At 70.7% G+C, this 13,045-nt stretch carries 13 protein-coding genes; 5 read left to right on the top strand and 8 right to left on the bottom strand.

What is annotated here, in order from left to right; all coding sequences use genetic code 11:
• Positions 1-394: 394 nt before the first annotated feature.
• The 5 genes from AB0A74_RS40925 to AB0A74_RS40905 all read left to right on the top strand — a co-directional run bounded on the left by AB0A74_RS40925 (position 395) and on the right by AB0A74_RS40905 (position 5,917).
• The gene (locus AB0A74_RS40925; protein ID WP_358258361.1) at positions 395-1,375 is read left to right on the top strand and encodes an MASE1 domain-containing protein; all 981 of its coding nucleotides are present in this window, start codon (positions 395-397) and stop codon (positions 1,373-1,375) included.
• The gene (locus tag AB0A74_RS40920) at positions 1,376-2,455 is read left to right on the top strand and encodes a lycopene cyclase family protein (protein ID WP_358258359.1); all 1,080 of its coding nucleotides are present in this window, start codon (positions 1,376-1,378) and stop codon (positions 2,453-2,455) included.
• Positions 2,456-2,496: 41 nt separating this feature from the next.
• Positions 2,497-4,197, top strand: coding sequence for a GGDEF domain-containing protein (locus AB0A74_RS40915; protein WP_358258357.1), 1,701 nt, complete (start codon positions 2,497-2,499; stop codon positions 4,195-4,197).
• A gap of 117 nt (positions 4,198-4,314) precedes the next feature.
• Positions 4,315-5,433, top strand: a complete 1,119-nt coding sequence (locus tag AB0A74_RS40910) for a glutamate--cysteine ligase (protein ID WP_358258355.1) — start codon at positions 4,315-4,317, stop codon at positions 5,431-5,433.
• 70 nt (positions 5,434-5,503) lie between these two features.
• Complete coding sequence (locus AB0A74_RS40905) at positions 5,504-5,917, top strand: CBS domain-containing protein (protein ID WP_358258353.1); 414 nt, start codon at positions 5,504-5,506, stop codon at positions 5,915-5,917.
• A gap of 49 nt (positions 5,918-5,966) precedes the next feature.
• Here the strand turns inward: AB0A74_RS40905 and AB0A74_RS40900 are convergent, their stop codons facing one another.
• The 8 genes from AB0A74_RS40900 to AB0A74_RS40865 are packed head-to-tail and all read right to left on the bottom strand — an operon-like array spanning position 5,967 to position 12,612.
• On the bottom strand, positions 5,967-6,320 hold the full coding sequence (locus AB0A74_RS40900) for a metal-sulfur cluster assembly factor (RefSeq protein WP_358258363.1): 354 nt from the start codon (positions 6,318-6,320) through the stop codon (positions 5,967-5,969).
• Positions 6,321-6,358: 38 nt separating this feature from the next.
• Complete coding sequence (sufU, locus tag AB0A74_RS40895) at positions 6,359-6,802, bottom strand: Fe-S cluster assembly sulfur transfer protein SufU (protein WP_358258351.1); 444 nt, start codon at positions 6,800-6,802, stop codon at positions 6,359-6,361.
• The gene (locus tag AB0A74_RS40890; protein WP_358258349.1) at positions 6,802-8,079 is read right to left on the bottom strand and encodes a cysteine desulfurase; all 1,278 of its coding nucleotides are present in this window, start codon (positions 8,077-8,079) and stop codon (positions 6,802-6,804) included. The genes sufU and AB0A74_RS40890 overlap by 1 nt, the downstream gene beginning before the upstream one ends.
• A 48-nt stretch (positions 8,080-8,127) precedes the next feature.
• Complete coding sequence (gene sufC, locus AB0A74_RS40885) at positions 8,128-8,901, bottom strand: Fe-S cluster assembly ATPase SufC (RefSeq protein ID WP_358258347.1); 774 nt, start codon at positions 8,899-8,901, stop codon at positions 8,128-8,130.
• Between the two features lie 28 nt (positions 8,902-8,929).
• Complete coding sequence (locus tag AB0A74_RS40880) at positions 8,930-9,250, bottom strand: non-heme iron oxygenase ferredoxin subunit (protein WP_343935226.1); 321 nt, start codon at positions 9,248-9,250, stop codon at positions 8,930-8,932.
• A complete protein-coding gene (gene sufD, locus AB0A74_RS40875) occupies positions 9,247-10,437 on the bottom strand; it encodes a Fe-S cluster assembly protein SufD (RefSeq protein WP_358258345.1) in 1,191 nt (396 codons plus the stop codon). The genes AB0A74_RS40880 and sufD overlap by 4 nt, the downstream gene beginning before the upstream one ends.
• Position 10,438: 1 nt before the next feature.
• A complete protein-coding gene (gene sufB / locus AB0A74_RS40870) occupies positions 10,439-11,884 on the bottom strand; it encodes a Fe-S cluster assembly protein SufB (RefSeq protein ID WP_121228059.1) in 1,446 nt (481 codons plus the stop codon).
• Positions 11,881-12,612, bottom strand: coding sequence for a metalloregulator ArsR/SmtB family transcription factor (locus tag AB0A74_RS40865; protein WP_358258343.1), 732 nt, complete (start codon positions 12,610-12,612; stop codon positions 11,881-11,883). Before AB0A74_RS40865 ends, sufB begins: the two co-directional genes overlap by 4 nt.
• Positions 12,613-13,045: the final 433 nt, after the last annotated feature.

Below are 13,045 nucleotides of genomic sequence, written 5' to 3'. Positions count from 1 at the left end.
AGCGTTCGTCCTGAGCCAGGATCAAACTCTCCAATAAGGATTGTGTTTGATCGCTCGAACAACACTGACACACAGACCGGAATATGGTCCGCGTTCATTGCCAGTTGTCCAGTCAATCTCAAAGGAAACCTCTTGACGAGGTTCATAAATTTACTGGCTATTCGGCACGCTGTTGAGTTCTCAAAGAGCACGCGCTCACCATCGTAACCCACTCGATCCGAGTGACTTTCTCCGGGGCTTGTGTCCGGCGCTCCGTTCCGGTTTTCCCGGCCCGTTCCGCGCTGGCAGAGAGAAACTTACACGAGTGTCGTGCGCGAACAAAATCGGGGGGTCGGTCCGGGCGAAACCGCAGCTAGACGTGGTGCGCGGGCCGGGAGCGGAGGATGCTGTCCGGGTGCTCCTCTCCCCTCGACTCCGCCCGTGGGGCAGGTACGGGCTCCGCCTGCTGGTGGTGGCCTCCTGTTACTACGCGGGCGCGCGGCTCGGATTGCTCCAGGCGTTGGTCAACGACCAGGTGACCCCGCTGTGGCCGCCGACGGGGATCGCGCTGCTGGCCCTGCTGCTGGGTGGCGTGCGGATGTGGCCGGGCATCGCGATGGCGGCGTTCGTCGTCAACGCGACGCTGGGCGACAGCGGTCCGGCGTTCGTGATCAGCGCGGGCAACACCCTCGGGCCGGTGGTCGCCTTCCTGCTGCTCAAGCACACCGGGTTCCGGCTGGAGGTGGACCGCATCCGGGACGCGCTGGCGCTGGTGTTCCTCGGCGCGTTCGGCGGGATGGCGGTGAGCGCCACCGTCGGCACGGGCGCGCTGGTCATCAACGGCGTGGTGGACGGGTCGCACTTCTGGTCGACGTGGTCGGTGTGGTGGACCGGTGACGCGATGGGCGTGCTGGTCGTGGTCCCGATCGTGCTGGCCCTGCGCAACCGGACCGAGTGGCCGACCACCGTCTACCGGTGGGCGGAGCTGGCCGGGCTGCTGGTCGCCACGGCCGCGGTGACGGTGCTCATCACCTCGGTGCCGTTGCGCATGACGTTCATCGTCTTCCCGTTCCTCATCTGGGCGGCGCTGCGCTTCCAGCACATCGGGTCGGCTCCGTGCTCGTTCGTCACGGCGGTGGTCGCGGCGCGCGGGGCGGCGGAGGGCACCGGGGTGTTCAGCGGCGACTTCGACCTGGTGGACAAGATGGTCACGTTGCAGGCCTTCAACGGGACGGTGGCGTTGACGACGTTGGTGCTGAGCGCGGTGATCGCGGAGCGGAACGCGGCGCGGCGGGCGATCGAGCGGACGTGCGCGCGGCTGGCCGACGTGGTGGCGCAGTACGAGCCGCTGGTGGCCGGCGACAGCCGTCCCCCGGAGTCGCGGGACGCCCGGTAGGTGGACGTGCTGGTGGTCGGCGGCGGTCCGGCCGGGCGGGCGTTGGCGTCGGCGTGCGCGGCGGCGGGGTTGGCGACCTCGCTGGTGGACCCCCGCCCGGACCGGCCGTGGCGGGCGACGTACGGGGCGTGGCTGGACGAGCTGCCCGAGGGCGCGCCGGTGGCGGTGGTGACGCAGTGGTCGCGGGTGTGGGCGGTGCGGGAGCACCGGATCGCGCGTGGGTACGCGGTGCTGGACAACGAGCGGTTGCGGGCGCTGCCCGAGGCCGTGCGGGTGGTGCGGGGGACGGTGGTCGCGCGGTCGCCGACGGCGGTCCGGCTCGCGGACGGCCGGGTGCTGCGGGCGCGGCGGGTGGTCGACGCGTCGGGCACGCGGGAGAGCGGCGGAGCGGCGCAGCACGCGGTGGGGGTGGTGGTGCCGCGGGACGGGTTCCTCGACGGGGACGAGGCCGTGGTGATGGATTGGCGCAAGCCACCGGACGCCGGGACGTCCGATCCCTCGTTCCTCTACGTGGTGCCGGTGTCGGCGGACGAGGTGCTGGTGGAGGAGACGTCGTTGGCGCGGCGGCCCGGTCTGCCGCTGACCGAGCTGCGGCGCAGGCTGCGCTCGCGGTTGGCCGTGCGCGGTCTGGAGGTGCCGGAGCGGGAGGAGCGGGTGCGGATCCCGTTGGACGGCGTGCCGCGGCCGGGGGCGTTCGGCGCGGCGGGCGGGCTGGTGCACCCGGCCACCGGGTACAGCGTGGCGACGGCGTTGCGCCTCGCGCCCGTGGTCGCGCGGGCGTTGGCGGACCGGCGTTCGGTGGAGTCCGTGCTGTGGTCGCGGCGGGCGCGGGTCGTTCACGGGTTGCGCATGTTCGGTCTCGAAGCGTTGCTGCGGATGCGGCCCGACGAGGTTCCGGAATTCTTCGACCACTTTTTCCAATTGCCGGAGAATCGGCAACGGAAGTACCTCGGCGACCCGGCTGACCTGGGCGGGACCGTCCAGGCGATGGCCGACCTGTTCCGCGCGGCGCCGTGGCGGTTGCGCGCCCGGCTGGCATTTCCCCTGCAACGGGCCAAAGGTGTGCGAACTCCTGGTTAACGGTCTGGGCAACACAAGATCGACCAGGCACGATCTGTGCCGTGCCCGCATTGCTGGATGACGTTCGCTTCGCCTTCCAGCCGCTGTTCAACCTCAACACCGGGGGTGTCGTCGCGGTCGAGGCACTGGCTCGCCCGCACGACGGCAGCGTGCAGGATCTGCTCCGCATGGCCTTCCGCGCGGGGTACCTGGCCAACACCGACGTGGCGTTGGCCTGTCGAGCGGTGCGCCACGCCGCCGACCACGACTTCACCCTGCCGCTGCACGTCAACCTGCTCGCGATGACCCTCGCGGACAAGCCCGAGCACCTCGCCCCGCTGTACGCGGCGCTGCGCGACACCGGGCGCGACCCGGCCACCCTGGTCGTCGAGGTCGGCACCCCCTACACGCGCGCGCCGCGCCCCCGCCTGGTCAAGGGCCTGGAGCGGCTGCGCGCGGACGGGTTCAAGATCGGTCTGGACGGCGTGGGCGAGGGCGACTCGCCGCTCTCGCTGCTGGCCGAGGTGCGCCCGGACGTGGTGAAGCTGGACCGCGAGGTCGTGCAGGCCCTGGAGGACCCGGTGCGGTTCGCGCTGGTGCAGGGCTTGCAGCACCTGTGCGAGGCGACCGGGTCGCTGGTGGTCGCCGAGGGCGTGGAGACCGAGGCGCAACTGGCCGCGCTGCGCAGGCTGGGCGTGCGGCTGGCGCAGGGCAACCTGCTGGCCGAGGCGCAGCGCCGGCCGAAGGTGACCGCGACGATCTCGGCGGTGCTCAGCGAGATCAACGACCCCGAGGCCGTGGCCAAGACGATGACCGCGCCGCTGCGCCGCAAGTCCGGCCCGAAGGTCACCGACTTCCTGCACCCGGCCACGACGCTGCCGGAGTCGGCGACGTCGGAGGAGGTGCGCGACGTGCTGGCCAGCCAGCCGGCGGTCAGCGGCGTGGTGCTGGTGGACGACGAGGGCCGGCCGTGCTGGACGGTGGACCGCAACCGGTTCCTGCTCGCGGTGACCGGGCCGTTCGGGCACGCCCTGCACGCCAAGCGCGAGGCGGCGCGGCTGGCGGACAAGCCGCGGGTGATCGGCGCGGAGTCCTCGGCGCTGGAGATGCTGGACATCGTGGCCAACACCGGCCGGGAGCGCACCAACGACGACCTGGTGGTCGTGGACGACGACGACAAGTGCCTCGGTGTGGTGCGCGTCGCGGACGTGGTGCGCGGCGTGGCGGAGTTGAAGGTGGAGCAGGCGGCGGCGCTGAACCCGTTGACGCGGTTGCCGGGCAGCGACGCCATCGCGCGCGAGGTGGACCGGCGCATCCTGGGCGGCGACATCTTCGCCGTGGGGTGGCTGGACGTGGACTCGTTCAAGCGGGTCAACGACAGCGTCGGGTTCGCGGCCGGGGACGACCTGATCCGCGCGCTGGGCCGGGTGCTGTCGGAGCACGCGACGGCGTTCCCGGGCGTGCAGGTCGGGCACGTCGGCGGGGACGACTTCCTCGTGGTGGCCGGGTTGAACGAGGTCGTGCCGTACGCGGCGGGCGTGCTGGACCACCCGTTCGACGCGGAGGGGCACGCGGTGACGCTGTCGTTGGCGACGCTGGTGTGCGCGGCCGGTTCGGTGGGGTCCTACCGCGAGGTGTCGCGGCTGCTGGCGCCGTTGAAGGAGCACGCGAAGTCGTTGCGGGGCAACAGTTGGGTGCTGGGCCGGCCGAACAGCGACCACGTGGACGTGCTGCGCGGCGGGCCGCACCTGGCGGCAGGCTGACTCGCATCCGGCGGCGGGCTGGGCGGGGGTATTTCGAAGTTCACCGCAACGATGCCTGTGCGCCCGTGCTGATCACTCATAGCATCAGGGTGACTACGCACCGCAGGGAGGCTCCGGGTGAGCGAGGTCGAGGTCGTCGCACCGCCGCGTCCGGGAGCCGGGTCCTCCGGGGCGCTCTCGATCGGGGTCGAGGAAGAGTTCCTGCTGGTGGACGCGGTCACCGGGGACCTGGTGCCGCTGGCGGGGGCGGTGCTCGGCGACGCCGACGGCGAGCTGGACCTGCAGGCGGAGATGACCCGGTTCCAGGTGGAGAGCGCCACCGCCGTGTGCCGGACGATGGGCGAGGTGCGGGAGCAGCTGGCGCTGGCCCGCCAGGCGTTGCGCGGGTTGGCGCGGGACCACGGGGCGCGGATCGTGGCGTCGGGGACGCCGGTGCTGGGCGGTTCGCGCCCACCGCCGTTGACCGACCGGCCGCGGTACCGGGACATCGCGCGGCAGTACGGGTCGCTGATCGACGGGTTGACCATCTGCGGGTGCCACGTGCACGTCGGGATCCCCGACGAGGAGACCGGGGTGCTGATCTCCAACCACCTGCGGCCGTGGCTGCCGGTGCTGCTGGCGCTCAGCGCGAACTCGCCGTTCTCCGAGGGGCGGGACAGCGGGTACGCGAGCTGGCGGTACGTGTCGTGGAGCCCGTGGCCGTCGGCGGGCGCTCCCCCGTGGTTCGCCTCCGCGGACGACTACCACGTGCGGACGGAGACGCTGCGCAGCTCGGGCGCGGCGCTGGACCAGGGGATGGTCTACTGGGACGTCCGGCTGTCGGCGAATCACCCGACCGTGGAGCTGCGGGTGTGCGACGTGGCGGGGACGGTCGAGGAGGCGGTGCTGATCGCCGCGCTGGTGCGGGCGTTGGCGGCGACGGCCCTGGCGGGCGCGCCCGCTCCCGCGGTGTCGGACCTCGGGTTGCGCACGGCGTTGTGGCGGGCCGCGCGGGACGGCGTGGAGGGCGCGGCGGTCGAGCCGCGCACCGGGCGGTTGGTGGCGGCGGAGGACCGGGTGCGGGCGCTGGTGGAGTGGGTGCGGCCGGCCCTGCGGGACTGCGGTGACGAGGAACTGGTGGTCGACGGCGTGGGGCGGCTGTTGGCCGACGGCGGGGGTGCGGCGCGGCAGCGGCGGGCGTTCGCGCGGCGGGGTTCGCTGTCCGACGTCGTGGACCTCCTGGTCGCTCAGACCTAGCCCCGTCGAGATGCCGGTGGGCCGGCGACGGCGCATGCTGGGTGGTGGCGAGCGAACAAGGAGGTTCGGCATGACCACCGCACGGGAGATCATGAACGCCGGTGTCCAGTGCATCAAGGAGGACCAGAGTCTGCTCGACGCCGCCCGGATGATGCGGGACCTGAACGTCGGTTCCCTGCCGATCTGCGGGCGGGACGACAAGCTGCACGGCATCATCACCGACCGCGACATCGTGGTCCGGTGCGTGGCCGAGGGCCGGTCCTGCGCGGAGATGAAGGCCGGGGAGATGTCCGGTCACCTGCACTGGGTGAACGCGGACGACGACATCTCGCACGTGCTGCGGCAGATGGAGGAGAACCAGATCCGGCGGATGCCGGTGATCGAGGAGCACCGGCTGGTCGGCATGGTGTCGGAGGCGGACATCGCCCGGCACCTGACCGAGGACCAGATCGCGGAGTTCGTGGAGCGGGTCTACGCCCGGTGAGGACGTGCGGAACGGCCACCGGCGCGGCGCCGGTGGCCGTTCTCGGGTGTCAGACCGTGAAGCCGAGGGCGCGCAGCTGCTCGCGGCCGTCGTCGGTGATCTTCTCGGGGCCCCACGGCGGCATCCACACCCAGTTGATGCGGAAGTCGCTCACGATGCCGCCGCCCGGGCCGCCGCACAGCGCGCCGCGGGTCTGGTCCTCGATGACGTCGGTCAGCGGGCAGGCCGCCGAGGTCAGCGTCATGTCGATCAGGGCCACGTTGTCGTCGTCCACGCGGATGTCGTAGACCAGGCCCAGGTCCACCACGTTGATGCCCAGTTCGGGATCGACCACGTCGCGCATGGCCTCCTCGACGTCGTCGAGGTTGGCCTTGTCCGCCTTGGGCGCGGGGGGTTCGGGCATGCCCTCCACGCCGCGGACGACGTCCTCTTCCTGGGAAGTCACGCCTTCGCTCCTTCGCTGCGGGACACCGCGTCCTTGAAAGCCATCCAGCCGAGCAGGGCGCACTTCACGCGCGCCGGGTACTTCGCCACGCCGGCGAACGCGATGCCGTCCTCCAGGACGTCCTCGTCCGGCTCGACCTGGCCCCGGCCCTGCATCAGCTCCACGAACGCGTCCATCTTCCGGAACGCCTCGTCGATCGGCTTGCCGACCACCAGGTCGGTGAGCACCGAGGTGGACGCCTGGCTGATCGAGCAGCCCTGGCCGTCGTAGGAGACGTCCGCGACGGTCTCGCCGTCGAGCTTGACGCGCAACGTCACCTCGTCGCCGCACGTCGGGTTGATCTGGTGGGACTCCGCGTCGAACGGGTCGCGCAGGCCCCGTCCGTGGGGGTTCTTGTAGTGGTCCAGGATGATCTCCTGGTACATCTGCTGGAGCTGCATCACGCCACCCCGAAGAACTTCTGGGTCTCGCGCACGCCGTCCAGGAGTGCTTGGACCTCGTCCAAGGTGTTGTAGACGTAGAAGCTCGCGCGCACGGTGGCGGCGGCGTCCATCCTGCGGTGCAACGGCCACGCGCAGTGGTGGCCGACGCGGACCTCGATGCCGAGGCTGTCGAGGACCTGGCCGGCGTCGTGCGCGTGGACGCCCTCGACCACGAACGACACGGCGCCGCCGCGGTCGTGCGTGTCGAGCGGGCCGACGACGCGGACGCCCGGGATCTCGGCGAGGCCCTTGAGCGCCGCTTCGGTGAGCATGTGCTCGTGGGCGGCGACGCGGTCCATGCCGATCGCGGACAGGTAGTCCACCGCCGCGCCCAGACCCACGGCCTGGGACGTCATGGGCGAACCGGCCTCGAACCGCTGCGGCGGCGGCGCGAACGTCGATCGCGCCATCTGCACCATCTCGATCATCGAGCCGCCGGTGAGGAACGGCGGCAGCGCTTCGAGCAGGGCGCGCTTGCCGTACAGGACGCCGATGCCCGACGGGCCCAGCATCTTGTGGCCGGAGAACACGGCGAAGTCGACGCCCAGGTCGTGGAAGTCCACCGCGGAGTGCGGCACGGACTGGCACGCGTCCAGGACGGTGAGCGCGCCGACGGCGGCGGCCTTGTCCACGATGGACTTCACCGGGTTGACCGTGCCGAGCACGTTGGACTGGTGGGTGAACGCCACCACCTTCGTGCGCGGGGTGATCAGCTCGTCCACGTCGGACAGGTCGAGCCGGCCCTCGTCGGTGACGCCGAACCAGCGCAGCGTGGCGCCGGTGCGCTCCGCGAGCTGCTGCCACGGCACGAGGTTCGCGTGGTGCTCCATCTCGGTCACCACGATCTCGTCGCCGGGGCCGAGCGTGAACCGCTCGGCCTCCGGGCCGCTGGTGGCCGCGTTGCCCATCGCGTACGCCACGAGGTTCACGCCCTCGGTGGCGTTCTTGGTGAACACGATCTCGCCGAAGTCGGCGCCCACGAACGCGGCGATCTTCGCCCGCGCGCCCTCGTAGGCGTCGGTCGCCTCCTCGGCCAACTGGTGCGCGCCGCGGTGCACGGCGGCGTTGGCGATCTCCAGGAAGGCGCGCTCGGCGTCGAGGACCTGCCTCGGCCGCTGCGAGGTGGCGCCGGAGTCCAGGTAGACCAGCCGCTTGCCTTCCCGCACGGTGCGGCCCAGGATCGGGAAGTCCGCGCGCACGGTAGCGACGTCAAGCGGAGCAGCGGTGGTGGTCACAGCTCCGACGCCTCCTCTCGGTTCTTCGGGGTCACAGGACGTGCAACGTCAGCCGATGCTCGCGGCTTCCTGCTTCCCGGTGTACTTCACGTAGCCCTCGGCCTCCAGCTGGTCGGCCAGCTCGCGGCCACCGGACTCGACGATCCGGCCGTTCGCGAACACGTGCACGAAGTCGGGCTGGATGTACTTGAGGATGCGGGTGTAGTGCGTGATCAGCATGACGCCGGCCTCGCCGGAGGCCTTGTACCGGTTGACGCCCTCGGACACCACGCGCAGCGCGTCGACGTCCAGGCCGGAGTCGGTCTCGTCCAGGATCGCGATCTTCGGCTTGAGCAGGCCCAGCTGGAGGATCTCGTGGCGCTTCTTCTCACCGCCGGAGAAGCCCTCGTTGACCGAGCGCTCGGCGAAGGCGGGGTCGATGTCCAGGTCGGCCATCGCGCCCTTGACCTCCTTCACCCAGTGCCGCAGGTTCGGGGCCTCGCCGCGCACGGCGGTGGCGGCGGTGCGCAGGAAGTTCGACATCGACACGCCGGGCACCTCGACCGGGTACTGCATGGCGAGGAACAGGCCCGCGCGGGCGCGCTCGTCGACGCTCATCTCCAGCACGTCCTCGCCGTCGAGCAGGACGCTGCCCGAGGTCACCTCGTACTTGGGGTGACCGGCGATGGCGTAGGACAGGGTGGACTTGCCCGAGCCGTTCGGACCCATGATCGCGTGCGTCTCACCGGACTTGATGGTCAGGTCGACGCCCTTGAGGATCTCCTTGGCCGTCTCGTCGGTGTTGACCGAGACGTGCAGGTCCTTGATCTCCAGAGTGGCCATTGGTGTTCGGTTTCTCCTGGTGTGGCAGTCAGTTCAGGGTGACGGTGACGTCGACGTAGACGTCGCCGTCACGGATGTCGACGGCGAAGACGTCGACCGGGTCGGTGGCGGGCGGGGAGGACGGCTGCCCGGTCCGCAGGTCGAAGCACGACCCGTGGAGGAAGCACTCGACGCCCTTGCGGGTCACCTCGCCCTCCGACAGCGCGATCGCCGCGTGCGAGCACAGGTCGTGCAGCGCGTGGACGGTGTCGCCGTCGCGGACCAGGACGACCGGGGTGTACTCGGCGCCGACCTCGAAGCCGACCGGCTTGCGGTCGTCGAGGTCGGACAGCGAGCACACCCGGATCACGCCCCCACCGCTTCGAGTTCCGCCTCGATCGCGGCCTCCAGGCGCTCGCGCACCTCGGGGACGTCGATCTTGAGCAGGATCTCGTGGAAGAAGCCGCGCACGACCAGGCGGCGGGCCTGCTCCTCGGGGATGCCCCGCGCCTGGAGGTAGAACAGCTGCTCGTCGTCGAACCGGCCGGTGGCGGAGGCGTGGCCCGCGCCCTCGATCTCGCCGGTCTCGATCTCCAGGTTCGGCACCGAGTCGGCGCGCGCGCCGTCGGTGAGCACCAGGTTGCGGTTGAGCTCGAAGGTCTCGGTGCCCTCGGCCGCCGCGCGGATCAGCACGTCGCCGATCCACACCGTGTGCGCGTCGTCGCCCTGCAGCGCGCCCTTGTAGACCACGTTGCTGCGGCAGTTGGACACCGCGTGGTCGACGAAGGTGCGGTGCTCCAGGTGCTGGCCGGCGTCGGCGAAGTACAGGCCGAGCAGCTCGGCGTCGCCGCCGCGGCCGGTGTAGGTGACCACGGGGGTCAGCCGCACCAGGTCGCCGCCCAGGGTGACGACGGTGTGCTTGAGCGTGGCGTCGCGGCCCAGCTTGGCGTGGTGCGAGGACACGTGCACCGCGTCGTCGGACCAGTCCTGGATGGCGACCACGGTCAGGTGCGCGCCGTCCTCGACCACGAACTCCACGTTGTCGGCGTACGCGCCGGAGCCGCGGTGGTCGAGCACCACGACGGCCTGCGCGAACCGCTCGGCCTTGACCTGCAGGTGGCCGTAGGCGACCTCGCCCTTGCCGGGGCCGGTCACCGTGACGGTGGTCGGGCCGACCTTGGTGTCGCCGGGCAGCGTGACGACGGTGGCCTCGGTGAACGAGGTCCACGCCTGCGCCGCGATCCGGTCGCCGGGGGTGCCGGCGACGCCGAGCCGCTCGTCGCCCTTGGCGACGGTCTCGACCCGGACACCCTCGGCCGCGTTCACCTCGACCTTGGCGTCCGCGGTCCGCGCGGCGCCGTTGTGCAGGTTCGCCAGGCGCTTCATGGGGGTGAAGCGCCAGATCTCCTCCCGACCGCCGGGGACCTCGAACGCGTTCACGTCGAAGGACGTGAAGTGGTCCGCGCGCGAGGACACGGGGGCCACCCCAGAAGAGGGAGCACCGCCGTGGGAGTGGGCCGTCAGGCCGTGTTGCTGGTCTTGAGTGGTGACGGCCATGTCAGCCGACGGCCCCTTCCATCTGCAGCTCGATCAGGCGGTTCAGTTCGAGGGCGTACTCCATGGGCAGCTCGCGCGCGATGGGCTCGACGAACCCGCGCACGATCATCGCCATGGCCTCGTCCTCGTTCAGGCCGCGCGACATCAGGTAGAACAGCTGGTCCTCGGACACCTTCGAGACGGTCGCCTCGTGGCCCATCGACACGTCGTCCTCGCGGACGTCGACGTAGGGGTAGGTGTCGGAGCGGCTGATGTTGTCCACCAGCAGCGCGTCGCACTTGACCGTGGACTTCGAGTGGTGCGCCCGCTTGTTGACCTGGACCAGGCCGCGGTAGGAGGTGCGGCCACCGCCGCGCGCCACCGACTTCGACACGATCGTGGAAGAGGTGTGCGGCGCCATGTGGACCATCTTCGCGCCGGCGTCCTGGTGCTGGCCCTCGCCCGCGAACGCGATCGAGAGGACCTCGCCCTTGGCGTGCTCGCCCATCAGGAACACGGCCGGGTACTTCATGGTGACCTTGGAGCCGATGTTGCCGTCGATCCACTCCATGGTCGCGCCCTCTTCGGCCTTCGCGCGCTTGGTGACCAGGTTGTAGACGTTGTTCGACCAGTTCTGGATGGTCGTGTAGCGGCAGCGACCACCCTTCTTGACGATGATCTCCACGACGGCGGAGTGCAGCGAGTCCGAGGAGTAGATCGGGGCGGTGCAGCCCTCGACGTAGTGCACGTACGCGCCCTCGTCGACGATGATCAGGGTCCGCTCGAACTGGCCCATGTTCTCGGTGTTGATCCGGAAGTAGGCCTGGAGCGGGATCTCCACGTGCACGCCCTTCGGCACGTAGATGAACGAGCCGCCCGACCACACGGCCGAGTTCAGCGCGGAGAACTTGTTGTCACCCGACGGGATGACCGAGCCGAAGTACTCCTTGAACAGCTCCGGGTGCTCGCGCAGGCCCGTGTCGGTGTCCAGGAAGATGACGCCCTGCTCCTCAAGGTCCTCGCGGATCTTGTGGTAGACGACCTCGGACTCGTACTGGGCGGCGACACCGGCCACGAGGCGCTGCTTCTCCGCCTCCGGGATGCCCAGCTTGTCGTAGGTGTTCTTGATGTCGTCGGGCAGGTCTTCCCAGCTCGCCGCCTGCTTCTCGGTCGAGCGCACGAAGTACTTGATGTTGTCGAAGTCGATGCCGGAGAGGTCGGAGCCCCAGGTCGGCATGGGCTTGCGGTCGAACAGGCGCAGCGCCTTCAGCCGGAAGTCCAGCATCCACTCGGGCTCGTTCTTCTTCGCCGAGATGTCCCGAACGACGTCCTCGTTCAGGCCCCGGCGAGCGCTCGCGCCTGCCACGTCCGAGTCGGCCCAGCCGAACTCGTAGTTGCCGATGCTCGCCAGGGTCTCCTCCTGGCTGAGCGGGGCTGTGGTGGTGCGCTGCTCGGCAGCGGCAGTCATGCGGGCTCCCCTCCATCTGAAGCTCGGTTGTCGGCTTCGCCGACGGTTGTGCGGGGTGTGTTGTTCGGGATGTGCGTCGTGCACACGGCGTCGCCGCGCGCGATCGTCGCCAGGCGCTGCACGTGGGTGCCGAGGAGGTCGGCGAACGCCGCCGTCTCGGTCTCGCACAGCTGCGGGAACTCGGCGGCCACGTGCGCGACCGGGCACAGGTGCTGGCAGAGCTGCTCACCGGTGCCGACGTGCCGCGCCGAGGCAGCGTAGCCCTCCCTGGTCAACGCCACCGCCAGGGCCTTGGCCCGCTCGGCGGAGTCGGGCTGGGCCACGATGGCGGCCCGGTGCTGGTCGACGAGTGCGGACACCCGCCGCCGCGCGAAGGCTCGTACCGCCTCCTCCCCGCCCTGTTCGGCGAGGAACCGGAGCGCCGCGACGGCGAGGTCGTCGTAGGCGTGCCCGAACCGGGCCCGCCCCTGCTCGGTGAGCAGGAACAGCTTGGCGGGGCGCCCCCGACCGCGCTGACCCCGGCGCGGGGCCTCCCTGCTGACCGCCTCACCGTCCGCGACCAGCGCGTCGATGTGCCTGCGCACCGCCGTGGGGCTGAGACCGAGCTGCTCCGCGACCGAGGCCGCGGTGATCGGTCCCTGCTCCAGCAGCAGGCGTGCGACGGCGTGCCGGGTCCGGCCGTCGTGCCCGGCGGGCACAGCGGTCTGGTCGATCCCGACGTTTTTCACAACACCAGTGTTGCTTATTTCGCGGGCACTCGCAAAGATCAGCGCCGATGGGGTGATCCGACTCACGCCGCCGGGCACGCGCGGGACGGGAACCGGCAGGTAGCAGCCTCGCGACCACACGGACACCCGACCAGACCCGCCACACACCTGATCTTGAACCACCCGCCGAACGCCCTCCGACCCACCCCTCGACCCACCCCTCGACCCGCCCCCTCGACCCGCCCCCCGGCACGCCCACCCACCCCTGCCCGGCCCGCCGCCCACATCCGGCGAACCGACGCGCTGCGCGTGCTCTTCGGCGCGCGCAGCGCGCCCCTCTTGGCCGCCGCGCGGCACAACCCAACCCGGGCTTCTTGCTTGTGTCATCTCCGTATGGCCTGCCCGAAGGGCTACCACACTTTTGGTCGGGTGCAGCCGAATTTTTTGTGAGGAA

The organism is Saccharothrix sp. NPDC042600 (assembly GCF_040647305.1).
Classification (GTDB): Bacteria; Actinomycetota; Actinomycetes; order Mycobacteriales; family Pseudonocardiaceae; genus Actinosynnema; species Actinosynnema mutabilis.
This window is presented reverse-complemented; position numbering and strand designations above follow the sequence as displayed.